The 26,145-nt window shown below is 48.3% G+C and carries 24 protein-coding genes; 14 read left to right on the top strand and 10 right to left on the bottom strand.

Annotated features, from left to right (window positions below; all coding sequences use genetic code 11):
* The first annotated feature begins 164 nt into the window (after window positions 1-164).
* The 4 genes from ABRS97_RS06370 (at window position 165) to ABRS97_RS06355 (ending at window position 4,525) form a co-directional block, all read left to right on the top strand.
* Window positions 165-1,778 (top strand): nitric oxide reductase activation protein NorD, encoded by a 1,614-nt coding sequence (locus ABRS97_RS06370; protein ID WP_367812860.1) that lies wholly within the window; start codon window positions 165-167, stop codon window positions 1,776-1,778.
* A 138-nt stretch (window positions 1,779-1,916) separates the two neighbouring features.
* Complete coding sequence (purT, locus tag ABRS97_RS06365) at window positions 1,917-3,095, top strand: formate-dependent phosphoribosylglycinamide formyltransferase (RefSeq protein WP_367812127.1); 1,179 nt, start codon at window positions 1,917-1,919, stop codon at window positions 3,093-3,095.
* A 38-nt stretch (window positions 3,096-3,133) separates the two neighbouring features.
* Window positions 3,134-3,619, top strand: a complete 486-nt coding sequence (locus ABRS97_RS06360) for an acyl-CoA thioesterase (RefSeq protein WP_367812126.1) — start codon at window positions 3,134-3,136, stop codon at window positions 3,617-3,619.
* 111 nt (window positions 3,620-3,730) lie between these two features.
* Window positions 3,731-4,525 (top strand): TIGR00266 family protein, encoded by a 795-nt coding sequence (locus ABRS97_RS06355; RefSeq protein ID WP_367812124.1) that lies wholly within the window; start codon window positions 3,731-3,733, stop codon window positions 4,523-4,525.
* A 153-nt stretch (window positions 4,526-4,678) separates the two neighbouring features.
* Here the strand turns inward: ABRS97_RS06355 and ABRS97_RS06350 are convergent, their stop codons facing one another.
* The 5 genes from ABRS97_RS06350 to cysT form a co-directional block, all read right to left on the bottom strand.
* Complete coding sequence (locus tag ABRS97_RS06350) at window positions 4,679-5,860, bottom strand: acyltransferase family protein (RefSeq protein WP_367812122.1); 1,182 nt, start codon at window positions 5,858-5,860, stop codon at window positions 4,679-4,681.
* A gap of 162 nt (window positions 5,861-6,022) precedes the next feature.
* On the bottom strand, window positions 6,023-7,144 hold the full coding sequence (locus tag ABRS97_RS06345) for a sulfate ABC transporter substrate-binding protein (protein WP_367812120.1): 1,122 nt from the start codon (window positions 7,142-7,144) through the stop codon (window positions 6,023-6,025).
* Window positions 7,145-7,177: 33 nt separating this feature from the next.
* Complete coding sequence (locus ABRS97_RS06340) at window positions 7,178-8,263, bottom strand: sulfate/molybdate ABC transporter ATP-binding protein (protein WP_367812858.1); 1,086 nt, start codon at window positions 8,261-8,263, stop codon at window positions 7,178-7,180.
* Window positions 8,264-8,302: 39 nt separating this feature from the next.
* On the bottom strand, window positions 8,303-9,106 hold the full coding sequence (locus ABRS97_RS06335) for a sulfate ABC transporter permease (protein ID WP_367812118.1): 804 nt from the start codon (window positions 9,104-9,106) through the stop codon (window positions 8,303-8,305).
* Window positions 9,103-9,936, bottom strand: coding sequence for a sulfate ABC transporter permease subunit CysT (gene cysT / locus ABRS97_RS06330; protein ID WP_483312420.1), 834 nt, complete (start codon window positions 9,934-9,936; stop codon window positions 9,103-9,105). Before cysT ends, ABRS97_RS06335 begins: the two co-directional genes overlap by 4 nt.
* 381 nt (window positions 9,937-10,317) lie before the next feature.
* On the opposite strand from cysT, the gene ABRS97_RS06325 reads away from it, so the two are divergent.
* The 4 genes from ABRS97_RS06325 to ABRS97_RS06310 all read left to right on the top strand — a co-directional run bounded on the left by ABRS97_RS06325 (window position 10,318) and on the right by ABRS97_RS06310 (window position 13,480).
* On the top strand, window positions 10,318-11,949 hold the full coding sequence (locus ABRS97_RS06325) for an FAD-dependent oxidoreductase (RefSeq protein WP_483312419.1): 1,632 nt from the start codon (window positions 10,318-10,320) through the stop codon (window positions 11,947-11,949).
* The gene (locus ABRS97_RS06320) at window positions 11,949-12,287 is read left to right on the top strand and encodes a 4Fe-4S binding protein (protein WP_367812113.1); all 339 of its coding nucleotides are present in this window, start codon (window positions 11,949-11,951) and stop codon (window positions 12,285-12,287) included. The genes ABRS97_RS06325 and ABRS97_RS06320 overlap by 1 nt, the downstream gene beginning before the upstream one ends.
* 35 nt (window positions 12,288-12,322) lie before the next feature.
* The gene (locus ABRS97_RS06315; protein ID WP_367812111.1) at window positions 12,323-12,742 is read left to right on the top strand and encodes a DUF4395 domain-containing protein; all 420 of its coding nucleotides are present in this window, start codon (window positions 12,323-12,325) and stop codon (window positions 12,740-12,742) included.
* A 66-nt stretch (window positions 12,743-12,808) separates the two neighbouring features.
* Window positions 12,809-13,480 carry an HAD family hydrolase gene (locus ABRS97_RS06310; RefSeq protein WP_367812109.1) on the top strand — a complete coding sequence of 224 codons (672 nt, stop codon included), beginning with the start codon at window positions 12,809-12,811 and terminating at the stop codon, window positions 13,478-13,480.
* Between the two features lie 105 nt (window positions 13,481-13,585).
* Here ABRS97_RS06310 and ABRS97_RS06305 read toward each other — a convergent pair whose 3' ends face one another.
* The gene (locus ABRS97_RS06305; RefSeq protein ID WP_367812107.1) at window positions 13,586-14,470 is read right to left on the bottom strand and encodes a LysR family transcriptional regulator; all 885 of its coding nucleotides are present in this window, start codon (window positions 14,468-14,470) and stop codon (window positions 13,586-13,588) included.
* Window positions 14,471-14,590: 120 nt separating this feature from the next.
* On the opposite strand from ABRS97_RS06305, the gene ABRS97_RS06300 reads away from it, so the two are divergent.
* The 4 genes from ABRS97_RS06300 to ABRS97_RS06285 all read left to right on the top strand — a co-directional run bounded on the left by ABRS97_RS06300 (window position 14,591) and on the right by ABRS97_RS06285 (window position 17,870).
* Entirely contained in the window at window positions 14,591-15,331 is a 741-nt protein-coding gene (locus tag ABRS97_RS06300; RefSeq protein WP_367812105.1) for an SDR family NAD(P)-dependent oxidoreductase, read from the top strand.
* A 432-nt stretch (window positions 15,332-15,763) separates the two neighbouring features.
* The gene (locus ABRS97_RS06295; protein WP_367812103.1) at window positions 15,764-16,594 is read left to right on the top strand and encodes an alpha/beta hydrolase family protein; all 831 of its coding nucleotides are present in this window, start codon (window positions 15,764-15,766) and stop codon (window positions 16,592-16,594) included.
* 18 nt (window positions 16,595-16,612) lie between these two features.
* A complete protein-coding gene (locus ABRS97_RS06290) occupies window positions 16,613-16,819 on the top strand; it encodes a YezD family protein (protein WP_367812101.1) in 207 nt (68 codons plus the stop codon).
* Window positions 16,820-16,922: 103 nt separating this feature from the next.
* The gene (locus ABRS97_RS06285) at window positions 16,923-17,870 is read left to right on the top strand and encodes an alpha/beta fold hydrolase (protein WP_367812099.1); all 948 of its coding nucleotides are present in this window, start codon (window positions 16,923-16,925) and stop codon (window positions 17,868-17,870) included.
* Window positions 17,871-18,236: 366 nt separating this feature from the next.
* On the opposite strand, the gene ABRS97_RS06280 is transcribed toward ABRS97_RS06285, so the two are convergent.
* The 4 genes from ABRS97_RS06280 to ABRS97_RS06265 all read right to left on the bottom strand — a co-directional run bounded on the left by ABRS97_RS06280 (window position 18,237) and on the right by ABRS97_RS06265 (window position 21,313).
* Window positions 18,237-18,659, bottom strand: a complete 423-nt coding sequence (locus tag ABRS97_RS06280) for an ester cyclase (RefSeq protein WP_367812097.1) — start codon at window positions 18,657-18,659, stop codon at window positions 18,237-18,239.
* Window positions 18,660-18,922: 263 nt separating this feature from the next.
* Entirely contained in the window at window positions 18,923-19,906 is a 984-nt protein-coding gene (locus ABRS97_RS06275; RefSeq protein WP_367812096.1) for an electron transfer flavoprotein subunit alpha/FixB family protein, read from the bottom strand.
* Window positions 19,907-19,924: 18 nt separating this feature from the next.
* Complete coding sequence (locus ABRS97_RS06270) at window positions 19,925-20,686, bottom strand: electron transfer flavoprotein subunit beta/FixA family protein (RefSeq protein WP_367812094.1); 762 nt, start codon at window positions 20,684-20,686, stop codon at window positions 19,925-19,927.
* Between the two features lie 39 nt (window positions 20,687-20,725).
* Window positions 20,726-21,313, bottom strand: coding sequence for a fatty acid metabolism transcriptional regulator FadR (locus tag ABRS97_RS06265; RefSeq protein WP_367812093.1), 588 nt, complete (start codon window positions 21,311-21,313; stop codon window positions 20,726-20,728).
* Window positions 21,314-21,555: 242 nt separating this feature from the next.
* Between ABRS97_RS06265 and ABRS97_RS06260 the strand changes: the two genes are divergently transcribed.
* Together ABRS97_RS06260 and ABRS97_RS06255 are read left to right on the top strand one after the other, a co-directional pair.
* Entirely contained in the window at window positions 21,556-23,601 is a 2,046-nt protein-coding gene (locus ABRS97_RS06260) for a (Fe-S)-binding protein (protein ID WP_367812091.1), read from the top strand.
* Window positions 23,602-23,743: 142 nt separating this feature from the next.
* Complete coding sequence (locus tag ABRS97_RS06255) at window positions 23,744-26,140, top strand: 3-hydroxyacyl-CoA dehydrogenase/enoyl-CoA hydratase family protein (RefSeq protein WP_367812089.1); 2,397 nt, start codon at window positions 23,744-23,746, stop codon at window positions 26,138-26,140.
* Window positions 26,141-26,145 lie beyond the last annotated feature (5 nt).

Raw genomic sequence — 26,145 nt, 5'->3', positions numbered from 1 at the left:
CTAGGTTGACGGTCAGCCAGTTTTGGCGAGACTATCCTCCTGCGGATAAAGCAGCTGGCATGAAAAGTGATGTATACCTCCGAGGTATGGGGAGCGCGTGGTATACAGGACAAGCGGCTGTAACCTCTTACTTGGCCTATTGTGAGACAATTTCGTTGACGAAAGTGGCTAATCAGTTGTTTGCCTTGTGCGAAGATATGCGCTTGGAGCAGATTTGTCGGAGACGAAGACCAGGAACAGTTCGTGTGTTTGCACAGCGTCATCGCATTTATGCTTCGTATTATAAGCATAAGCTTTCATCGCACTTGAAGAAAGGCGAGCTGGGAGAAGCCTTTATTTTGCTGATTTATGGTTGGTTTACGGGTGCCGAATGGGGCAGTTATGTGCATGGAGAACAGCTTCATGAACTGACGTCCCGCATGGCCGGTGTTTATCCGCTATTGGAGCAAGTAGAGGAAGCGGAACATACCTCCGAGGTTGCTTCCTGCTGCGAGAGGATCATGGACTCGCTGAGCTATTGGCTGCAGCGCGATACGCTAGTGCAGTATTTCTGGATGCAGCCCGAAAGCGGGACAGAGAATCCGCTGGCTGCCAGGCATGAAGGCGAGCTGAAGCGGGCGAAGCGGCTCGCGAATGAGGATGTGCTCCCCGAACAGGAAGGGGAGCGGCAATTGCCAGGGCAAGAGCGCATGCCGACCTGGCACCGCGAGAGCAGCGACCGCACCCCGGGGCTGCTGCGCTTCGAGCTGGAGCGCGGCTCCCGTACAGCCGCGGCTGGAGATACGCCGCGCGAGGGTGACGCGGCGGATCAAGCGCTCGCGATCGCGCAAGGGCGCTCGCTGCGCGCCCAGCGCACAGGCGCCGCCGGCGAGCGGCGCCAGAGCTTTGGCGTGCCCGCTGCCGCGGGGCACGGAGAAGGCGCCGCGGGCATGCTCGCGACGGCGACATGGCTGGCGCCTGAGCGGCCCTCTGCTGCGCAGGAGGCCGCCTACAGGCGCCTGAGCGAGCGCGTGGCGCCGCTCGCGAAGCCCTTGCAGCGTGCGATTCGCCGCACGCTGGAGAGGAAACGGATCGCCCCGCGCGGCGATCAGCTGTTCGGGCGGCTCGACAAGCGGCTTACGCGAGCCGTTACACAAGAAGCGCCGCGCCTCTTCTATAAGAAGCGCGCGCCAGTCCCCCAGCTTGACGCAGCGTTCGCGCTGCTCGTCGATTGCTCGGCGTCCATGTACGACAAAATGGACGAAACCAAGCTCGGTCTCGTGATGTTCCACGAGACGCTGCGCGACCTGCGTATCCCCCATGAGGTGGTAGGCTTCTGGGAGGACGCGGACCGCGTGACGGAGAAGGAAGCCCCGAACCTGTTCCAGGTCGCGATGGACTTCGCTTCTTCTTGCGCATCTGGATGCGGTGCGGCGCTACTGCAGCTTGAGCCGCAGCAGGACAACCGCGACGGCTTTGCGATCCGCCGCATGTGCGAGAGACTGCTGCGGCGGTCTGAGCGGCAGCGCGTACTGCTGGTGTTCTCGGATGGCGAGCCTTCGGCAGCGGATTACAACGATGCAGGCATCCTCGACACGCATGAGGCCGTTCTACAGGCTAGACGCTTAGGCATTGAGGTTATCAGCGTCTTCCTGGCCAACGGTGCTGTGCACGAAACGCAGCAAAAGGCGATGCGTAACATCTATGGACGAAGCTCCATCGTTGTGCCCAACATCGAGGAACTGCCGCAGCAGTTGGCTCCGATTTTGCGCAAACTGCTGCTGAAATCTATCTTTTAGCAAATAAATCCTTTACAATAGGACAGGAATCATGACTGGATTCGTAACGCTTTTCCCTTTCACAGACAGGGAAAACTGACTTATACGTATGTTTTTTATTTAGAAAATGCAAAGAATTGAAAGGGGATTTTTATTTTTATGTACGGAGCACCTTTATCCAAAAATGCTAAAAAAATGATGTTGCTTGGTTCAGGCGAACTGGGCAAAGAAGTGATTATTGAAGCGCAGCGACTCGGCATCGAAACGATAGCGGTTGATCGCTACGCACATGCGCCTGCGATGCAGGTCGCTCATCGAAGCCATGTCATCAACATGCTCGATGGCGAGCAGCTTCGCAAGCTCATTGAACAGGAACGTCCTGACTTGATCGTACCCGAGATTGAAGCCATCGCAACTCCGGTTCTAGTTGAACTAGAGAAGGAAGGCTATCGTGTTATTCCTACGGCAACAGCATCCAGACTTACGATGGATCGGGAAGGCATTCGCCGCCTGGCGTCTGAAACATTGAAGCTGCGTACGGCAAAATATGCGTTCGCCGATAGCTTGGAGGAGCTGCGTGCTGGAGTTGCAGAAATTGGCACGCCTTGCGTGATTAAACCGATCATGAGCTCGTCGGGCAAAGGTCAAAGCGTTTGCCGCACTCCTGACGATGTGGAACAATCGTGGAACTATGCAATGGAAGGCGGTCGCGCAAAAAATGCCCGCGTGATTATTGAAGAGTTCATTCACTTCGAGTCTGAAATTACACTGCTGACGGTCCGTTCCGTATCAGGAACAACCTACTGCGAACCGATCGGACATATTCAAAAAGACGGTGACTATATCGAATCTTGGCAGCCGCATGCGATGAGCGAGCAGCAAATTCAGGAAGCGCAGCATATGGCGAAGACGATTACAGACGCGCTTGGCGGCTATGGCCTTTATGGCGTAGAATTGTTTTTGGCGAAAGAGGGCGTCTATTTCAGCGAAGTTTCCCCTCGACCGCACGATACCGGCATGGTAACGATGGCGACGCAAGATTTGAGCGAATTTGCGCTTCATGCCAGAGCCATTCTCGGATTGCCGATCACAGGTATCCGGCTTCTGACTCCTGGCGCAAGCTATACGCTGAAGGCGGACAGGGAACATTTGGCTTACACGATAACCGGGTTAGAAGAAGCTTTGTCTGTGCCTAATACGCAAGTTCGTTTGTTCGGCAAGCCGGAGACGAAGGTTGGACGCCGAATGGCGGTAGCATTAAGCAGCGGAGAAAATGTGGATGAAGCTCGTAAGCTTGCGAAAGAAGCAGCGGGTAAGCTTAAATTAAGCTACGAATGAGATAAGAACGAACTGACGAACATCAGGAGGAATACTCTGTGGAAGCAAAGCCAGCAAGACTCTCCCGAACCGTGTTGACGGAAATCATTTTGCCAGCGGATACGAACTATCATCATACCGTATTCGGCGGTCGCGTTATGCAGTATATCGATAAAGTCGCGACAATCGCCTCTATGCGCCATTCTCGTAAAGGCGTTGTAACGGCTTCAAGCGACAGCTTGGACTTCTTCGCACCGGTGAAGCTTGGCGAGGCCATTCAGTTAGAGGCTTTCGTAACGTGGACGCATCGCAGCTCGATGGAGGTCTATGTGAAAGTAGAGTCGGAGAATTTGCTAACAGGCGAAAAGAAGACGACCGCTACCGCGTACCTAACTTTCGTTGCGCTTGACGAAACCGGACAACCCTGCCCGGTACCGATGATCATCCCGGAAACAGAAGAAGAGAAGCGGTTATTTGAATCCGCGGCGGCGCGTTTCGAAGCTCGAAAACTTCGCAAACAAGAACGAAATTCGCAGCAGTCTTGACAGATTGCAAGTAAAACATCATTCATGATTCTAAGTCAGGTTGAAACCAATATTTTTCGCTTCCGTATACAAATAGTAAATTTGAGTTGCTATTAGGAGGAAATGAAAATTATGAATGCACATGAAATTGATTACCGCATATTAGGTAATGAGATGCAGTACGTCGAGATTGAGCTGGACCCGGAAGAAAGCGTTATTGCCGAAGCTGGCAGCATGATGATGATGGATCAGAATATTTCGATGGAGACCATTTTCGGTGATGGCAGTGGCGAGAATAAAGGATTTATGGGCAAGCTGTTGGGCGCCGGCAAGCGATTGCTGACAGGAGAAAGTTTGTTCATGACTGTATTCACGAATCGCAGCTATAATGGGAAAGAGCAGGTTACTTTTGCCGCTCCTTACCCGGGAAAAATTATGGCGATGGACTTGCAGGATCTTGGTGGCAAACTCATATGTCAGAAAGATTCTTTCCTTTGCGCAGCGAAGGGCGTGTCCGTCGGGATTGCGTTTCAGCGCAAGCTGGGAGCTGGATTTTTCGGTGGCGAAGGCTTTATTATGCAAAAAATCGAAGGAGATGGCCTGGCTTTCGTTCATGCGGGAGGTTCGATCGTGGAGCGGGTACTGCGCCCTGGCGAAATGATTCGAGTGGATACGGGTTGTTTGGTAGCGATGACGCAAGAGGTCGATTATGATATCGAAATGGTTAAAGGCGTCAAGACAGCACTGTTCGGTGGCGAAGGCTTATTCTTCGCTACGCTACGCGGACCTGGGCGTGTTTGGATTCAATCGCTCCCTTTCAGTAGATTGGCAGACCGTATCGCATCTGCTGCAGGTCCTGGCGGCCGTAAGGAAGAAGGCGGCATTCTGGGCGGCCTTGGCAATTTACTTGATGGTGATGGAAGATAAGAAGGATCGAGTAGAGCTGCCTTCGGGCAGTTCTATAGACGCCTAGGCTGCAATAGCTGGGCGTCTTCTACTGTATTTCTCATTAGCAGTTCCCTTGAAAAAAAACATCTTGCAGCCAATTTTTCATTTGGTCTTCAAGATGTTCTTTCTTTTTTAGCTTGCAATGATCTTCTTTATATCAGTATTTTTATTTATTTTAGATTTGTTTGTTAATTTGTTACCTATTTTAATTGAACTCTTTTCTACGAAATAATAGGAAACAGTTGCTAAGATTAGCGATACAACGAATGAAATCAACAATATCCAACCAAGAGGCATTTTGCCATACCACAAGTTTACGAAAGTAAGCATAGCTATTGCATGGTACAGATATAAACTATATGAGATTTTACCGAAGAAATGAATGGGGGATAGTTCTAAAATAGTTTTAAATTTATTGTAAGATATTGCAAAAAGCAGAAACAGTGCAACTCCTATAACATTAAACCATTCATTGATAATTTGAATGTGCAGGATGTCTTTATGAGGTAAGAACCACCATGCATAGGTGTAACTCAGAATTGCAATCAATACCGCAATAAGTCTGCTAGCTACATTTAAACGTTGAAAGATTCCAACAAGTTCTAATCTATGTTTAGCTAATAAAGAACCAACTACAAACATCAATAGATAGTGTAGTGAAATGAAGTAATCGTTTTTAAGATTCATTGACGTAATATGGTACGTTACAAAATGTCCGCCATAGCCAACGATTGAAAGAAACAGTGCTGCGCCTAAAGTAATTTTCCAGTTGTACTTCATAACGAAATACATAATGATAGGGAAAAATAAAGATGCTCTCATTTCCTGTACGAGTGACCAAAGAACAGGATCGTATTCGCCGTTATTAAAACTAAAGATTAATGTCAAGTGTCCAAGAATGGATCCCAGATCTAAGGGTTCATCCCATTTTGAATTAAACCACACACTTAGATCTGGAATATCACTCCATCTTGAGAATAGAGTTGCAGCAACTATAGCTGTAATTACAGCTATAATATAAGGGATATAGATTCTGCAAATTCTCTTAATTATGTAATTTTTGTAAGATAGAGCTGTTCCATTCAGAAATGGGAGTGCAAGTACAAAACCACTTAACACGAAGAAAAACATTACGGATTCAGTGCCTGCCCATAAAAGATGCAGAGGTGAGTACTTAATCAAATTCAGCCCAAAAGAATTTGTTGTTCCGCTTCCATAGATTGAAGGCAAGATGTATAGATAATGATGAAGCAAAACGGATAATGCCGCTACCCCTCTGAGAGAATCCAATTGATTAAATCTTTGCTTTTCCATGAAACACTCTCCTAGTTAAATTTATTTAAATATATCACAAATGATACATTTTGTAACATAAAGATTAAAAAGAGACTCGTAACATAGGTTCTATCGGTTTCTGTAAAATGAAAAAGCCCTGCACGACTACTCATCGTAAGGGCTTTTTCAAGTAATTAAAAGTTATTTCGCGCCGCCTTCAGCCAAAATGGTTTCCCATAGCGCGCCTTTTCCGTACAGGTCTTTATTCACTTGCGCCCAGCCGCCCAGGTAGTTGATATCGAACAAACCGGCAGGTGTTTGATAGTTTTTCTCATATTGTTTGGCGATTGTAGGATCTACCGAACGGAAGCCTTTATCAGCAAAAACTTTTTGAGCGTCCGGGCTCCAGAGGTAGTCTAGGAACGCTTGCGCCACTTCGCGGTTGCCGTGTTTATCTACATATTTGTCTACGAGCGCTACTGGATTTTCAATCGATGTTGTATATTGTGGAACAATTTCTACATATTTTTTGCCGCTTTGAATGCGGGCGATCAGCTCGTTCTCGTACGTTACGATGGCATCGCCAACCCCTTTATCGAATGTTGTGAGGGAGTCGGCACCGCTTTTATCCAACACTTTAATGTTTTTGTAGACTTTAGTAAGCAGATCTTTGGCGGCAGCGGGATCTTTTTTGCCTGCTGCTTCCGAAGCTTTCAAGCCTGCGCCATAAATCGCGTTGATGTCCCATTTCGCGCCGCCGGATGTGCTTGGATTCGGGATCAGGACTTCAACGCCCGGTTTTGTCAAATCAGCAAAGTCTTTGATCCCTTTTGGATTGCCTTCGCGAACCCCGATTGCAGCGATGGATGCGGTAATGTTGCCGCTGTGCGGTTTGTTTTTCCAATCGTTGGTAATCAAGCCTTTTTCAACGATTTTCTGGATATCGCCTTCCAGGGAAAGAGGAGCGATGTCCGCTTCAAAGCCTTGAATGATCGCTGTTGCTTGGGAACCGGACGCTTGGTAAGATTCCTGGAATTCCACCGTTTGCCCTGTTTTCTTTTTCCATTCCTCTTTGAATTTTGGCAAGATTTGATCAAAGGAATCTTTAAGAATCGAGTATGCGCCAATCGTGATCGTTACCTTTCCGCCTTCTGCAGCTTTAGGAGCGCTGCTTGCTGCTGCGGTAGCTGCCGCTGTGGCAGCGGGTGCCGTTGAAGCGGCAGGTGAGCTCGCTGGCTTGCTGGCTGTACCGCAGGCTGTAAGTGCAAGACTTGCCGTAAATAAAGTTGCTGTGAGTACGCCTAACGTTTTTTTGTTTTTCATGAAATCCAACTCCCCTTCATATGTGTACGTTTATTATATAAAAACAGGCATAGGATCTTGTTTAGCCTGATTTTCAAGTATTTTATTCTCGCTTTTCGTGAACACAGAAATTTGATGGATCAAGATGTTCACTTCATCGCCTGGCTGATACAGTTTTTCTTTGACGGATTGGTAAGCAAAAAGCTTGAGGGACCCGGTTTCAATTTCCAAATACCAAGAGTCACCGCGGAAATGAACATGGGTTACTTTGCCTGTTTCGCCCGCTGTAGCTAGCTGAGTTGTATCATGAGCTCTGACTTCAATCGATTCTGGGCGTACCAGGACGTTCACGTCCGGCAACCATTTGCCGTCTTGCTGGACTTCATCCAGGTAAGGGAAGCCATGAAGCGGAGCATATTCGGCAATGACGTTGGATTCACCGATGAAGGAAGCGACGAATGAGGTCGCAGGCTTCGTGTATATTTCCCAGGGGCTGCCTTGCTGTTCGATTTTACCTTGCTGAACAATGATAATTTCGTCGGCAACCTCAATGGCCTCATCCTGATCGTGCGTAACGAATAGCGTCGTTACTTTAAATTCGTCGATCAGATTGCGCAGCCACAGCCGGAGCTCTTTGCGGATCTTCGCATCAATCGCAGCGAAAGGTTCATCGAGCAGTAGCAGCTGCGGCTCTGGAGCAAGCGCTCTGGCGAAAGCAACACGCTGTCGCTGGCCGCCAGATAGCTGGTGCGGGTACTTCCGTTCGCTTCCGGCTAAGCCCATCAAACCTAGCAGATAGGTTACCCTGTCCTGAATGAAAGCTTTGGGCTTTTTTAATACTTTTAATCCATAAGCGACGTTATCGAAGACTGTCATGTGTTTAAATAACGCATAGTTTTGAAAGACGAAGCCGATGCCGCGCTCCTGTACGGAAAGGTTGGTAGCTTGCTTTCCATCAAAGAAAATGTCGCCTGTCGTAGGGTTTTCGAGACCCGATAACATCCGAAGGATGGACGTTTTACCGCCGCCGCTTGGCCCGATCAGACCGACAAGATGACCCTTGGTGATGCTGAAGTTCACATCTTTGATCGCATGAAATGGCCCGAAATGTTTGTTTAGGTTTTTCACTTCAATATGCATCATTGGTTCCTCCTAATTTCGCTGAGTTGTGTCCAAAAACTAACTGCGCAATCGTTCACTGCGATGTTTCATCCATTCAAGCACTAGCAAAATAGCAATCGATATAAGTCCAAGAACGAAAGCAAGACTGTTAGCTGCAACCGTATTAAAATTTTCTGCATCTTGATAAACGAGTGTAGTCGCTGTTTGGGTTTGACCAATAATATTACCGGAAACGACTAAGATCGAACCGAATTCTCCGAGCGATCTGGCGATAGTAAGAATGAGACCATATAGCACTCCCCAACGTATGGAGGGCCAGGTAATTTGCGTGAAAGTCCGCCATGGACTAGCGCCTAATGTAGCTGAGGCTTCTTCGGATTGCGTGCCGATTTCTTCCAGAAGAGGCACTACTTCTCGAACCATTAATGGAAATGTAATAAACATGGTCGCGAGGATCATCCCGGGCAGCGCATAAACGATTTTCACATGATGGTTTTCAAAGAATGTGCCTAATGCTGTATTTGGCCCGAATATCAGGATGACCATCAAACCAACGATGATAGGCGATACCGCAAAAGGGAGATCGATTAATGCATTGATTAGCGGTTTCAGCCAGCGCGATATCCAGGAGCCGCGAACAAGTTCTATAGAAAGATAGACACCCACTATGGTATTGAGTACAGTAACGATCACGACTATGAGCAGTGAGATATACATTGCATGAATCGCTTCAGGACGAACAAGTGATGCGAAGAATGGCTCAATCCCTTCCTGGAAGGCACCAAAGGAGATTCCAAGAAAAGGCAATATAATTAGAAGAAAGATGACGAGAAAGGAAATGCCGATTAGAAGTCTTCTCATGCTAGCCGCCCCTTTCCACGAGTCAGGACATTAATGATCCATAGAATAACCAGAGATAAGGTCAGAAGCACAATGGAAATTGCGGCTGCGCCTTCCGGATTATAGTTTTGCGTTTCACCGTATATATAAACGGATGCGACCATCGTTTTGCCAGGTAAATTGCCTGAAATAAGCGAGATGGCGCCGAATTCGGCAAGTGATCTTGAGAATGCGAGCATGCTTCCGGCAATAATGCCCGGGAAGATCGCAGGGAAGATGATTTTCCAGAACGTATAGAATTTTCCGGCACCGAGTGTAAAACTGGCTTGTTCTTCCCCTGGGTCTAGCTGCTCAAGTAAAGGCTGTACAGTTCGGATTACAAAGGGGAAAGTGACGAATACAAGACCGATTACAATCGCAGTCTGATTGTACAGCAGCGGGATTCCTGCGTGATCGAGCCATATGCCCAGGGGACTCTTAGGTCCGAGTAAGGTCAAGAACATCAGTCCTGCGACAGAGGTCGGAAGCGAGAAAGGAAGATCGACCATGCTGTTGAGAATGCTTTTGCCACGGAACGAATACCGGACGAGCACATAAGCGATAATGGTGCCGACTACAGCTTCTATCAAGGTAGATAGGATGCTGAGTTTCACAGTCAATAAAATGGACTTCCAGGCTAAAGGACCTGTTACTTCCTTTAAAAACGGCTGCCAGCCAAGTGAAAATCCTTTCACATAGATCGAAGCGATTGGCAGAAGCAGAAGTACGATCAAATAGCCAATTAGCACAGAGCGAACCGTAGCTTTAAATAGATTGTTACTCACGTTACACCGCCTAAATTTATTAATCATAGTGTTTTACTCGGAATAATACAATGAATATATCAGCTTGCTGGCGCTTTTGTCAATAAGAATTGTAATAATTTATAGTTGAAGATGAGATGCTTTGTCCCAAAAAAAGTAAAAGTAATGGGATCTTTCAATATAATGTCATTAATTCAATTCTGAAAAGAGGGGGAAAAGAGGCTGTCTAGCCAGACATACCACCAAAAGGCGAGAAAATATGCATTGACGAGATGAGGAAGCGGTGATAATATTAAGCCATATTAATTCCGAGTTAAATTGTATGGATTAGATCATATACATATTTAAGTCTACCAGACGACTGGAGACTTCCTATCTTGCTTAGTTGGACATAGCAGGAATAGGGAGTCTTTTTGTTTATGTACGATTATGCCAAGGGAGGTAAGAGTGGTGAGTGAAATCAATTTGAAGTTAGAAGCAGATGTACTGATTATTGGCGGCGGTCCATCAGGAACATGGGCTGCACTGAGAGCTGCGAAAGAAGGGGCAAAGGTTGTCCTTGTAGATAAAGGATATTGCGGAACAAGCGGGGCTACAGCTCCTTCGGGAACAGGGGTTTGGTATGTAAACCCGAATCCAAATGAACGGGAAGAAGCCATGAAGAGCAGGGAGGCGTTAGGGGGTTATTTGGCAGATCGGGGCTGGATGAAAAGGGTGCTAGATCAAACCTATAGCAATGTGAATCAGATTGCGGCATGGGGCTATCCGTTCCCTGTGGATGAAACAGGGGCTTCTCATCGCAAGAGCTTGCAAGGCCCTGAATATATGAAGCTAATGCGTAAACAGGTTCAGAAAGCAGGCGTGCGTATCTTGGACCATAGCCCCGCGTTAGAGCTGCTGGCTGATGAACACGGCGTAGCAGGTGCGACGGGAGTAAACAACCAAACGAAAGAGACATGGAGGGTTGACGCGGCTTCGGTCGTTATTGCGACGGGAGGTTGCGCATTTCTGAGCAAGGCCCTCGGGACGAACGTTCTAACTGGAGACGGTTATTTGCTAGCGGCTGAGGCTGGGGCTGATTTTTCGGGCATGGAGTTTTCGACAGCCTATTCGCTGGCGCCAGCGTTTTCGCCGGTAACGAAGTCGGCGTTCTATACATGGGCTACTTTTTATTATGAGGATGGTCGAGTTATTGAGGGTGCCGGTTCGCAGAGAGGCCGTTCTGTCATCGCAAGAACTTTATTGACACAGCCTGTATATGCGCAAATTAATAAAGCGGATGACATTGTGAAACAAGCCATGCGCCAAGCGCAGCCAAACTTCTTCCTCTCTTTTGACAGGTTGGGAATTGATCCGTTTACGCAAAAGTTTCCCGTCACGCTTCGTTTTGAAGGAACCGTTCGAGGAACGGGAGGCATTCATATTGTCGACGAAACTTGTGCGACGAAAGTGCCCGGTCTCTATGCAGCAGGAGACGCCGCAACGCGTGAATTGATTTGCGGCGGGTTTACAGGCGGAGGCAGCCATAATGCAGCCTGGGCCATGTCATCCGGTTATTGGTCCGGCGAAGCTGCGGCAAGGTACGCGTTGAAACAGGGCGCACAAGCAAGCAATCGTCAGGCAAAAGGATTATCTGAAGCTTCCGGCGTGCCGAAAGCTGCGACGAATCGCTCCGACGCGCCAGATACGAGAGAAATTATTCAAAGTGTTCAGGATGAGGTTTTTCCATATGATCGCAATTGGTTCCGTACTGGTGACGGGTTGGAGAAATCACTTGATCGTTTGAATCATCTGTGGCACGAGTTGAAGCAAGGCGTTCAAGCAAGCGACGGCAATGTGGTTCGAGTAAGGGAAGCAGCTGCTATGCTTGCAACAGCAAGATGGATGTATACAAGCGGGCTTGAGCGAAAAGAAACCCGCGGTATGCACCGCCGCGAGGATTTCCCTGGCGTGGACCCATCGCAGCACTACAGGATCCTTAGCGGAGGGCTGGAAAACACGTGGGCGAAGCCGCTTATCGAACAGCCTTCTCATTTTACGCAAAGGGAGGCTGCTGTATAATGATTGAATTGTTAAGTAAAGAACGCTGCATTTCCTGCAATCAATGTGTTTCGGTATGCCCGACGAATGTATTCGAGGCGGTAGCCGGGGGCATTCCGGTCATCGCCAGACAATCCGACTGCCAGAGCTGCTTTATGTGCGAATTGTATTGCCCGACCGATGCCCTTTACGTATCTCCGCTTGCCGAGCAGACCATCCCGGTGGATGAATTGAAACTGGTGGATCAAGGTTTGCTAGGCAGCTACAAAGAGAATATCGGCTGGGGTAAGGGGAGGAAGTCTACCGCTTCCGCAGACGGATCTTATGTCATTTTCCAGCGGATGCGCGCTACGCACTAAAATTATGCATAGTAGACGTAGATAGGAGGGAATGTATGAAGGAAGTGCCACTTGCCTATGTGAAGGCCAATCAAACAGGCATTGTTATCTTTGTCATCTTATCTTTCGCTCTTTTTCAGCCATGGCTGATTGCTTTGTTATGGATCATTCAAGTGTTTGGATTCGTGCTTGGCGGGCAATGGAATCTATTTGTGTGGATTTCCAAACGATTTATCACCGTCAATCCGTCTAAAACGCAGGCAGAGGAGCTGACGCGCTTTAATAACTCGTTAGCTGTTTTATTTCTAACGCTTGCGCTTATCTTTTTTGCTATTGGTTGGGGAGTGGTCGGTTACATATTCGCAGGATTCCTGTTATTGGCTGCCGGAGCCGCATTGCTTGGTTATTGCATTGGTTGTACGATATACTATCCATATAAACAATTTGTGAACAGGTTTCGAGTTCGACGCGGTTGAATAGATCAGAATGGCTCCCCCTTGTAAAGAGGCGGGAGTCTTTTCTAGTCAAAATGAGGAGGCGCCATGTTGGATACAAGCAAGATCGAGTGGATCTTTTTTGACATTGGAGACACTCTGGTGGATGAAACCAAGCCGTTAGGCAGCAGCATCGAGCAATTTGTCCGATTTGCCAATGAACGAGGATATGGGGTTACGAAAGAGTCCGTCTATGCAGGAATTAATGATGGTTTTAAAGCGCTGCATCCGTCACCGATGAGATTGTTGATGGAAACGTGCATTACTTCTGATGAGGATCGGTCTTACATACGCAGCCGGATGAAGTATGAGAAGCATCTGGAACATCCATTTCCTGAAGCAAAAGATCTGCTTGCGCGGCTTGCTAATCGCTACAAGATTGGCATTATTGCCAATCAAAGCGCCGGTACGTCAGATAGGTTAGAACAATATGGATTGCTCCAACATATAGCTGTTGTGTGCTCCTCAGCCGAAGCAGGCATTTCGAAGCCTGATCTTAATTTTTTTCATATGGCGCTAAACGAGGCGGGATGTTCAGCCCAGCAGGCCATCATGGTTGGCGATCGCATCGACAACGACATTGTTCCCGCCTATTCGCTTGGGATGGGCACGATCTGGGTCAGACAGGGGTTGGCACGTGAACAGCCTGTTCCTTGCAATGGCGTTTCACCAGATGTAACGGTCGAGCATTTGTCAGATATTGAGCCTTTTTTGCTATAAAAAGGAAATACCAAAAAAGCTAACCCTGGCTAGGCAGCATCTAGCAGCAGGGTTAGCTTTTTTATTTGAGGGGCGCAAGTTCGGCCAACCAGATTTCAGTTGACTTCACAGTTCGCGCAGTTCTTGTTTGAGAAATTGAAAAAGTTTCGCGCTCGCCAGCTCCAATGGATAGTCGGAAGCCTTGCAAAGCAAACCGCAATTCATGTCCAACACAGGGCTGCTCAGAGGTCGAGCTGTCGTACCATCAGCGGCCGGATTTAGAAGGATTCGTGGTACTAAGGCGATGCCAAGTCCGCATTCGACATAGTATTTCAACGCAGCCATATTGCTAATCTCCATCGTATTTAAAGGTTTGCCGCCAGTTTCTTTCATTACGATCTCTAATTTTTTGCGATATGGACATGTGGCTGATGTGATGAGCAGGCGATACTCCCGAATGTCCTCTGGCGAAATGATTGCTTTTTGGGCAAGGGGATGGAGATCCGGCATCAGAAGGACGAATTCCTCCGTGTACAAAGGTTCGAAATAAAGATTTGTTCCCATCTCGGGTGCTGAACAAATGGCTAAGTCGAGGTCGCCGCGGAGAATACGTTCGCTTAACACCGGTGTGCTTGCGATATCTACAGCAATCTGAATTTTTGGATATTGCGATAAAAAACCGCCCAAAATGCGAGGCAATCGATAACTGGCGGCAGGCTCCGTAATGCCAAGACGTAAATGTCCCGCTTCGCCAAGCTGCAAATCCATCATGCTCGTTTGTAATTGTTCAAGATCTTTCACAATTCGCACACTCTGTTCGTGGAACAGTCTCCCGGCTTCGGTTAATCGAAAGTTTTTGCCCCGCTCAATTAACTGTACACCGAGATCGGACTCTAATTTTTGCATTTGCATCGTGACTGTGGATTGTGCATAGTTCATTTCGTCTGCAGCGCGCTGGAAGCTTCCTAAAGCTACTATGAATTGAAATGTTTTCAGCGTTCTAAGATCCATTTGCGCACCTCGATTTATAAATTCAAAATTATTGAACTTACGATTCATAGAATTCAATTATACACAATTAAGTGCTTGCTATACAATAAATCTCAAGAAAGAGAAGAGGAGTGATTAAACATGAATTTGAACAATAAAGTGGCGCTTGTTACTGGAGGGGGCACAGGGATTGGGAGGGCGACCAGCCTTGCATTGGCTGAAAGGGGGGCCCTCATTGCTGTGAACTATTCACGGTCACAATCGGAAGCGGAAGAAACGGTACAAATGATACGTGATCAAGGCGGTCAAGCCGCAGCCTTTCAGGCGGATGTTTCTCGAGATAGCGAGGTGCGCAGGATGGTCGTTCAAATAATAGAGCGATTTGGGACTGTTGATTTACTCGTAAACAATGCCAGTATTACCAGGCATATTCCTCTTGATGATCTGGAAGCCGCTACAGATGATGCTTGGGATGAACTGTATGATGTCAATGTGAAAGGGATGTTTTACTGCGCGCGCGCCGTTACTCCTTATATGAAATTGAACAAGGGGGGCGCTATTGTCAATGTGGGAAGCATAGCTGGCTTAACTGGTGTGGGTTCGTCGCTTCCCTATGCAGTATCCAAGGCAGCCGTACATGGTTTGACGAAATCGTTAGCACATGCATTGGCCCCTTATATTCGAGTTTGCAGCGTAGTGCCAGGAGCCGTTGCGACTAGATGGTGGGCAGGACGGGAAGAACAAATGAAAAGGCTAAGTCCTACGCTGCTGCTGCAGCGCATCGCCACGCCTGAGGATATTGCACGGTTCATCTGCGCGACTTTGGAACAAGAAGCAATGACAGGACAAATCATCACTGTAGACAGCGGACAGACGTTATGATCAAGGGAAGATAGCCAGTCAGATTATATAAGTGTTGCAAAGATGAGCGTGGCATCCAAGAATGCCGGGCTTCTTTGTGTTTTCCAGTCATCCTAAAAAAATCTTCAAAAATTTGCTAAAAGCAGGATTGACACCAATACAGGGGGGATGCTAATATAGCTTTATAAATAAATCTTACTAATCTTATCGGAATTATTTATTATCATCCACCGGACTACCGGAGAAGAACGACATCAGCTATTCAGACTTATCAGCTCATTCATTCAATTATGGAGATGGTTAATGGAGAGGAGTTGTTAATCGGATATCGTTCCCTGGAGCTGGAAACGCTAATCGTTAGCGATGGAGTTTGGGTGAGCCCTGACATACTGGTTAAGGAGGCTTGATCCCTCGGCCGGTTCATATAAAACACAGCGAAAGGAAGTCAATACAATGGAGCATGCAATCACAATACAAAGCGAAACCGCTGAGTTGGCCGCAACGCTGCACTACCCGACGAATCAACAAGGAGCCGATCAAACGGATTGTCAGCGTTGGCCGCTCATTATCATCTGTCACGGTTTTATTGGAAGCCGGATTGGCGTGGATCGGTTGTTTGTGAAAGCAGCTCGCGAGTTCAGTTCACAAGGCTACCTTGTTCTTCGGTTCGACTATGGAGGATGTGGAGAAAGCACAGGTGATTATGGTACAGGCGGATTGGATGTGCTGATAGAGGAGACCCGAAGCGTAATCGACTACGCGCTGACGATTGATTGCGTCGATCTCAGCAGAGTCATCTTGGTTGGGCACAGTCTGGGTGGGGCAGCTGCTTTATTAACGGCAGCAAAGGATCATCGAGTTAAAACGTTAGTGCTCTGGTCGGCTGTCGCTCATCCGCATAATGATATTGTGCGCATTGTCGGCAAGGGTGAATATGAGAAATTACCGCAAGGTGGAGCTATTGATCATCATGGTTATTCATTAACAAGCCGTTATTTTGACTCGCTCTCCAGGCATCAGCCATTCGAGCAGCTTCGTAAATTTAATGGCGATGTTCTTGTGATACACGGAACTGCCGACGATATGATCCCTGTTGATTACGCGCCGTTGTATCAGAAAATGTTCTGGATGCGAAAAGAAGGACAATGCGATATTGAACTTATTTATCAAGCCGATCATACGTACTCGACATCAGGAGCAACCAGAGAATTACTGGAAAAAACGTCAAATTGGCTAGCTTTCATACAAAAAAGGAAAAAAGAATGGAACGATTGGACGATCTAAAGGAGCGGAGGAATTCAGATGGCGAAACCACTAGAATTAGATGAGGTATGGGTAGAACGAATTAAACAAATGTTAAATGGATTGGAATACGGTTCCGTACAAATTGTTGTGCACGACGGAAAAATTGCCCAAATCGATAAAACAGAGAGAAAGCGGTTTGATTCTGCATCCGCCCAGACCCCGCTAGTCGCGGTTAAAACAGTAAAACAATCGAATAAAGCGTAGATTTGCGCTGATTGATCAGCCCTCTTTCCTGGAAAGAGGGCTGTTTTCATGAGGGAGAAGCAGTATACTAAAGGAAATTAAACATAATGGGGGAACCCGGGGTATGCGCAAGCTGAACTTTATTTGGAAAGATGCTGTGGGAACAGATGTCTATGTGTACGAATGGCTGCCGGATGAACAGACACAGATTAAGGCGATTGTTCAAATATCCCATGGCATGTCGGAAACAGGCGCTCGCTATGAAAGGTTTGCAGCGGTATTGACGGCGCAGGGCTACGCGGTATACGCGCCCGATCATTTGGGTCATGGCTTAACCGCTGGAACCCCTGATCAAGTTGGATTGTTCTGTAAAAATTGTTTTCATTGCATGGCTGAGAATATGGGGGGTATGACAAGTCATCTCAAAGCCATATATGGCGATGAGATACCGCTTTTCTTGCTCGGGCATAGTATGGGCTCGTTCTTAACGCAGTATTACATGGGCTCCTACGTGAATGAACACCCGGATCATGTGCAAGGCATTCTTTTATCAGGTTCAAATGGGAGACAGGGCGCTGCGTTGAGCGCAGGAATTGCAGTTGCAACCCTGGAAGCCGCCCTTCGCGGCGATCATCATCGCAGCATGCTGCTTACGTCGCTTTCTTTTGGTACTTATAATAAAAAGTTCGCGCCCAATCGCACGGGCTCAGATTGGCTAAGCCGAGACGAGAAGGAAGTCGATGTGTATGAAGCCGACCCTTACTGTGGAGTGATTTTCACTTCCGGGTATTACAGAGACTTTTTCAAAGGGCTGAGAGACATTCACCGCTCTGACCATGTGCGCCGCATCCCCAAGGATTTGCCGATTTTCATATTTTCGGGGGAAGATGATCCGGTAGGAGGGAATGGGAAAGGAGTCCGAAGGCTCGTGCATATGTACAAGGAGCTTGGTATGAAGGACGTCAGCTCTAAGTTGTATCCTGGCGGGCGCCATGAAATGTTAAATGAAATAAATCGGGATGAAGTGATGCGGGATATAGTTGGCTGGCTCGAAAAGCAAATCGTGGGCTAGAGACAACGCTGCTCCTTTGATCGAACATACTAGTACGGCAGTTCGTTGAGTATACTGATGTGGGACATAAACCGAGTACACGGCAAGAGACACTCGACCGAGTACAAGACCGAACGGAACGTGAGTTCGTTAATTTGGAAGATAGATGGATAAAACAGCTCTTTGCGGAACAGCGATGCCTTATTAGAGCATATAAGGTGATGTCGGCGGCTTAAAACGAGGAATAGCGTTCTGTAGCTCCCTTCACCTGTATAAAATTGCCGCATTCCTTACGAATAGAGGCTCTCAGTTCCGCATGAGCCTCTATTCTTGTCATGCAAAAGATGCAGTAATCGGAGGGAGTCTATAGTTTGTGCAGGATCGCAACTAGCCGTTTCTTTCCAGTTGGGCGCGGATACCGGCACGATCGATCTGAATCCAATATTCTACGATTTTACCTTGATCTACGCGATAGACGGCGCTGGCAATTTCAACGATCGTTTTGCCAGTTGGCGCGAAGCCATCGATTTCACCTTGATGTGTGCCCGTCTGTTTCCAACGTACATAAACACGATCGTTCTGCGCAATCCATTCCTGAATGTCAAGTTTAAAAGAGCCGTAGGCTTCAAGCATCTCACGAACGTGGTCTGCATAATTGGCGGGTGTCCGGTGAACTGTGGTCTCTTGCTCCGAGGTGACTTGATGAGCAAGTACCTGATCAGCCATATAATTTTTTGCGGTGTCGGGCTCTAGGCCGGAGCGAACTTTTTCAAAAAAATGGCGTACGATATCTGTTGGCGTTGTGGTCATAAGAGAACCTCGATTTCTTCATTTTTCAATCTAGTTTAATTGAATGGTCTTAGGAATTTCAAGATTGAGTTTGTACGATCCAGAGTTGAAGCAGTATTCAGCAGATTCCAGATGAGGAAGAAGGATTAAAACCGAGATGCGAATAAAAAGACCTCCAATTCCGCTGATGAAGTGGAACGGGAGGTCTTTTTACACATGAAAGCTAACTGGAGGCGGGGGACTGAGAAGATTAGTTTGACGATGTGAATTTATTTGCGCGCCTGCTAGTGCAGCAAACGACGGAATTCCTCGGTCAGCAGCGGCACGACCTCGAACAGATCGCCGACGATGCCATAGTCGGCTACCTTGAAGATCGGCGCCTCGGGGTCCTTGTTAATCGCGATGATTACACGCGAAGAGCTCATCCCCGCCAAATGCTGGATGGCGCCGCTAATGCCGCACGCGATGTAGATTTCCGGCGTCACCACCTTGCCGGTTTGGCCGATTTGCATCGCGTACTCGCAGTATCCCGCGTCGCAGGCTCCGCGGGATGCCCCGACAGCGCCGCCCAAGACGGCAGCCAGCTCTTCGAGCGGCTGGAAGCCAGCGGCGCTCTTCACGCCCCGTCCGCCGGAGACGACGATCTTGGCCTCGGCCAAGTCGATGGCGCCGGACGTTTTTTTTATGACCTCCCTGACGATGGAGCGCAGGGAGGAAACGGGGTAAGCAACATCGATTACCGCAGCCTGACGCGAAGCGTCCGGCGCCAAGAGCGCGATGTTGTTCGGTCTTATCGTGACGACCCAGGGTCCGTCAGGGTCGGTAAACGCTTTTTTTTCCACGGCTTTGCCAGCGTAAAGCGGGCGTGTAAACTCCACGCTATTGCCGCTGCGCTCGATTAAGGTAACATCCGAGAGCTGTCCAGCTGCAAGCTTCGCCGCGGTCAGCGGCGCCAAATCCCGGCCAACCGCGGTATGGCCAAAATAAACAGCGCGGGGGTCTGCGATGTCGATGACCGCCAGCAGCGCCTTCAAATAGGCTTCTGAGCTATAGCTGTCCAGCGCGTTATGTTCAACGACATAGATGCTATCTGCACCATAAGCGGCGAGCTCGCTAGCTAGCGTGGCGGTGCCCGCTCCGCCCAGCAGTACGGCAACGATGGAATCATCGTTATTAGCGGAAAGCTGCGCCGCACGCAACGTTTCAAAAGATACTTGCCGAAGCTTGCCGCCACGGCTTTCTGCAACAACAAGGAACGTTTTTGCCATAGAACTAACCTCCCTTTGTTAAATCACCTTGGATTCGTTTCGCAGCGCTTGCACCAGCTCAGTCACTTGCCCAGCTATTTCGCCTTTAAGAATGCGTCCGGCTCTGCGCTCGGGAGGGAGCGCAAGATCTATGCGCTTCGTTTTTGCGGTTATCCCCGTAGCCCCAATATCATCCAGCGTGATGCGCTGAAACGGTTTTTTCTTTGCTTTCATGATACCGGGCAGAGAAGGATAACGGGGCTCGTTCAAGCCTTGTTGCGCGGTAAATAGGGCGGGGAGAGGGACCGCGACAACCTCTACATCTCCCTCGGCATCGCGATGAGCAGTGGCATTGCCATCCGCAAATTCCAGCTTTGTGATGGAAGCAACATGCGGCAGCCCAAGCAGTGCAGCTAATCGGATGGCGATCTGGCCGGCACCGTTATCGACAGAGAAATTGCCGCCTAGCAGCAAATCAAATGATTGCTCGCGCAAATAAGCAGCTATAATTTCAGCAATTTCGTATTCATCACCTTGAATCCGTTCGTCGGAGATCAGCACCGCCTCGTCAGCGCCCATGGCTAGAGCGGTGCGAAGCGCTTCGGCTGTGCGCTCAGGGCCAACGGAGAGAACGGTCACTTTACCGCCCGAATCGTCGCGTATCTGGATCGCTTGCTCGACTGCATATTCGTCATAAGGATTAATGACGAACTTCACGCCATCCTCGACAACTGCCCCGGCTTGCAGGGCAATCTTCTCCTCCGTATCGAACGTTTGCTTCACCAATACAAAAATGTCCATAGCCAAGCTCCTTTCTGAATATACATGATAGACAGGGATTCAAGACTCGATGCCGCGCAAGAAAAAATCAATCGTTGGAATAACCTGAGCCGACAAGGAATACTTTTGTCCGGAAATCAGCCAGGAAGTGACGACTTCATCCATCCCTCCGAAAATCAGGAGCCTAACCAGTTTCACATCGATATCTGAACGGAAGCTGCCGTCTTTCTTGCCTTTTTCCAGTATATTTTCAATGAGCACAATATATCTCTTTAAAGCAAGGCCAATCTCTTTGCGAAGTTCCAGATCGCTCTGCCGCAGTTCGATTTGTGTGACGTACGCCAAAGGAATGTTCGCTTCCAGTTCCGAGAAGTGAATTTCGCACACTTTAAGAAGTGCTTCTCTTGCAGTCATTTCATCCTTCAAACCGGTATTGAACTTTTCTACCAGCTCGCCAAGCTTCTCTTGAAAAAGACTCGTTAAGATATCCTCCTTCTTTTTGAAGTACAGATAGATCGTGCCATCAGCAACACCGGCTTCCTTCGCGATGCGCGACACCTGGGATTTGTGATAGCCATTCTCGGCAAAAACTTGAAGAGCGCCTTCGAGAATCGCGTAATATTTGTCTGGTTTTTTGCTACTTGTCAAGGGAATCACCTCGGTGTTAAGATACGGATATTGGTGAATGAATACTCATTCATTTTGTGATTTTATCATAAAATACGGTCTACACCTTGTCAACGACTTATTGTGCATGAAGAAGCAAGTAAGCGGGTTTACGGGTACCGGCAGCAGTGAAGAAGCATTTTTCATGAATGGATATTGGATCCTTTTGAATATGCTTTTTTACGATGGTGGAGTGAAAACGATTTCAAGGAGGGTCGATTCCAATGACCGGTTCACTTATTCAATTTGTGCTGTTCCTTGCCGTTTCCGGTTGTGCGGTCTATCTGTTTGTCAGAGTTGTGTATCACCGGTATTTGTACATTCGGCTTGGAAAATCAGTGAACTTCAAGAGGGAGGCGAAAGCCCGCCTGAAGGAATTCGCTATTCAGGTGTTCGGACAGTCGAAACTGCTGAAGGATAAAAAGAGCGGAATCATGCATATCGCCATCTTTTATGGATTCATTATTTTACAGCTGGGCGCTCTCGATCTGATTCTCAAAGGATTAATTGACCGAGGGTTACCAATACCCGGCTATGCCTATTTTACTCTTATTCAGGAAATCACGGTCGCTCTCATCCTGCTGGCGATGGGGTATGCCGCCTATCGGCGTTATGTTGAGAAATTGAAACGCCTGAAGCGAGGTTGGAAACCAAGTATTGTTGTGTTCTTTATCTTCTTTCTGATGTTGTCGGTTGTCCTGAGTGCCGGCTTTGAAAGAGTAAGCGAAGGGTTGGCAGCATCCGCATATGCGCCGATTTCGTCCTTATTCGCCGCTGCTTTCAGCGGTTTATCGCATGCGGCGGCAACAGCAGGGTTCTATGTAAGCTGGTGGGCGCATCTGTTGATCCTCTTAACCTTCTTGATCTATGTGCCGCAATCCAAACATTTTCATATTATTACGGCACCGATCAACATTCTGCTCCGCCGGACGGAGCCTGTCGGCAAGCTAGCTTCGCTGGACTTGGAAGACGAAAATGCCGAGTCATTCGGTGTTGGCAAAATAGAGGAATTTACGCAAAAGCAAATGCTCGATTTCTATGCCTGTGTGGAGTGCGGCCGATGTACGAGCGTGTGCCCTGCCAATACGACGGGGAAGCTGTTGTCGCCTATGCATCTGATTACGAAGCTCCGCGACCATCTCACGGAAAAAGGAGCTGCGATCACATCCAAATCGCCATGGGTGCCGGCGTTCGCCTTTGCAGCTCATCGTGAACACAATCCGCTGGAAGTTGAAATGATCGGCGGCGTTATCACGGATGAGGAGTTATGGGCATGCACAACTTGCCGAAATTGTGAGGATCAATGTCCTGTCGGCAATGAGCATGTCGATAAAATAATCGATTTGCGAAGACATCTCGTCTTAACGCAAGGCAGTATGCCGCAAGATGGCCAGCGTGCTTTGCAAAACATTGAAAGGCAAGGAAATCCATGGGGGATTAGCCGAAATGACCGTACCAAATGGCTCAAAGACGTGGATCCGGATGATGAACTGGGCGTGCGAACCGTGAAGGAGAGCACATCCTTTGACTATTTGTTTTTTGTTGGCTCCATGGGCTCCTATGATAATCGCAGCCGCAAGATAACGCAATCATTCGCTAAACTGATGAATGAAGCTGGTGTTTCCTTTGCCATTCTGGGAAATGAGGAGAAAAATTCAGGGGATACCCCTAGGCGTATGGGCAATGAATTCTTATTCCAGCAGCTGTGTGCGGACAATATTGCGATTTTTCAAAAGTACAACATTAAGAAAATCGTAACGGCTTGCCCGCATACGTATCATATTTTTAAAAATGAATACCCGGAATTTGGGCTGGAGGCGGAAGTCTTTCATCATACAGAGCTGCTCGATTTGTGGGTGCGGGAAGGGCGGATCCAGCCTAGATTCGAAGTTAGGGAGCGAATTACTTATCACGACTCCTGTTACCTGGGACGTTACAACGAGGTGTATGAACAACCGCGCAATGTGCTTAAAGCGATTCCTGGCGTTGAACTGGTTGAACAGGCACGATCCCGTGAGAACAGCATGTGCTGCGGTGCTGGCGGCGGAATGATGTGGATGGAAGAAACGGCAGGCACACGCGTCAATACAGCGCGAACGGAGCAACTGCTGACTGTGCACCCGACAGTGATCTCGTCAGCATGTCCATATTGCTTAACGATGGTGGAGGATGGTACGAAACAGCAAGGGGCTGAAGATCAGGTGAAAGCGAGAGATATCGCTGAAATTTTAGCCTTGTCCGTATTTGGCACACCGGAAAAAACCTTGTAGCACTCCGCATATGCTTAGGTAACCAGTTATCTGGCGAAAACTCAAGCATATGCTTACGAAGTAAGTTTTCTGGTGAAAACTCAAGCATATGCTTACGATGTAAGTTTTTCTAACGAAAAACTCTTAGGAGGCTGAATCCCAAATGACAACAATAATCCGTACAGCGGCCGTTATCGGCTCTGGAGTGATGGGCTCCGGTATCGCTGCTCATTTAGCGAATGCGGGCATTCCAGTGTACTTGCTCGACATCGTTCCAACGCAATTATTGCCGCAAGAAGAAGCGGCAGGTCTATCGCTTGAACATCCCAAGGTGCGAAATCGTTTTGCAGTCTCCGCAATTGAAAAGCTGAAAAAGACAAATCCGGCTCCGCTTTATAGCGAGGCTTTTGCTGAACGCATGACGCCTGGCAATCTGGAGGATCATTTGGCAAAACTCAGTCAAGTAGACTGGATCATTGAAGTGATTGTAGAGAATCTAGAAGCTAAACAGCAGCTGATTGCCAAAATCGAAACGGTTTGGAAGCCGGGAACGATCGTTTCTTCGAATACATCGGGCATTTCGATCCATGCCATGGTGGAGCATGCGGGCAGCGAGTTTAAGAAACATTTCCTAGGCACGCATTTTTTTAATCCGCCACGCTATATGAAATTGCTTGAAGTGATTCCGAGCGAGCAGACAGACCCGGCGATCGTCACTTATATTACTGATTTTTGCCAAAAAAAGCTGGGCAAAGGCGTCGTTCAAGCGAAGGATACACCTAATTTTGTCGCTAACCGGATTGGCACATACGGCCTCTTGGTCACACTGCGCGAGATGCTTGCGAAGGGGTATTCGGTTGAAGAAGTAGACGCCGTTACTGGCCCCGCTATGGGCCGTCCGAAAAGCGCTACATTTCGCACGCTCGATCTGGTCGGCCTCGATACGTTCGTCCATGTTGCGAACAATGTGTTTGATCTTGTCACAGACCCTGCTGAGAAAGAGGTGTTTAACACCCCAGACATTCTGCGCAATATGGTCGCTAAAGGCTGGACCGGCGAGAAACAAGGTCAAGGCTTCTATAAAAAGGTTCATTCGGAAGCAGGCAAAGAAATTCAAACACTCAATCTGCAAACCATGACATACACCGTTAACCGTAAAATAAGCGCTGCCTCTTTGGAGGCATCCAGACAAGCGAAGGGGACCGCAGCCAAGCTGAAGGCGCTTCTCAGCGCGAAAGATCGTTATTCTGATCTAGCGTGGAACATTTTAAAACCGGTACTGATTTATTCGGCAGAAAAGCTAGGTGAGATCGCAGATTCCATCGTTGAGATCGATCATGCGCTCAAATGGGGCTTTAACTGGGATTTGGGGCCATTCGAAACATGGGATGCCATCGGCTTGAAACGGTCTGTGGAACGAATGGAAGAGGAGGGCAGCGCCGTTCCGGCATGGGTCAAAAAATGGATTGCCGAGGGGCATGAAAACTTTTATCAACAACGTGATGGCCAGCTCTTCTATTATTTGAAAAATGAGTATCGCGGTCTGGAAGCGAGACCTGAAATCATTTCGCTGCAAGCGCTGAAACAGCAAAACAAAGTGATACGTTCCAACAGCGGAGCGAGCTTGATCGATATAGGCGATGGGGTCGCATGTCTGGAATTCCATTCTCCGAACAATGCCATTGGCGCTGATATCTTGACCATGATACAGCAAAGCGTTGACGAAGTGCGCAGCAACTATCGGGGCTTAGTCGTTGCGAACGAAGGCAGAAACTTCTGCGTAGGCGCGAATCTCATGCTGCTTCTGATGGAAGCGCAAGATGGCGAGTGGGATGAAGTAGATGGCATTATCCGGTTATTTCAAAATTCGATGATGACGCTCAAAGGCTTGGAAAAACCGGTTGTTGCGGCTCCCCACAAAATGACCTTGGGCGGCGGTGTAGAGGCTTGCATGCCTGCTGACCAAATTCTGTATGCCTCGGAAACGTATTTTGGACTCGTAGAGGTTGGCGTTGGCTTGATTCCGGCAGGCGGAGGGTGTAAAGAACTCACGCTGCGAGCAAGCCAGCACATTCAGGATCCCGAAGTTGATCTCCAGCCATTCATGAATTCAGTCTTTGAAACGATTGCGATGGCCAAAGTATCGACCAGCGGTCATGATACGAAACGGCTCGGCTACATGCGGGCGCAAGATACCGTGGTCATGAATCCGGATCATCGTATTTTCGAAGCCAAACAGGCGGTGCTTCGTTGGGAGCAAGCGGGCTATACGCCTCAGCCACAAGAAAAACTCCGCGTTGTTGGAGAAAATGGCAAAGCGGTGATGCAAATAGCCGCCTATACGATGCGTCAAGGCGGTTACATCAGCGACCACGACCATCTTATCGCTAACAAGCTTGCGCATGTGTTGGCTGGCGGCAATGTACCGGCGGGTACACTTGTCACACAGCAATACATGCTTGATCTTGAGCGTGAAGCGTTCCTCAGTCTGTGCGGGGAGCCGAAAACGCAGCAGCGGATGCAATACATGCTGAGCCAAGGGAAGCCGCTTCGCAATTAAATTCG

This window comes from Paenibacillus tabacirhizosphaerae, assembly GCF_040812395.1.
Classification (GTDB): Bacteria; Bacillota; Bacilli; order Paenibacillales; family NBRC-103111; genus Paenibacillus_E.
The sequence above is the reverse complement of the archived record's forward strand: the minus strand, read 5'-3'. Positions and strand labels throughout refer to the sequence as shown.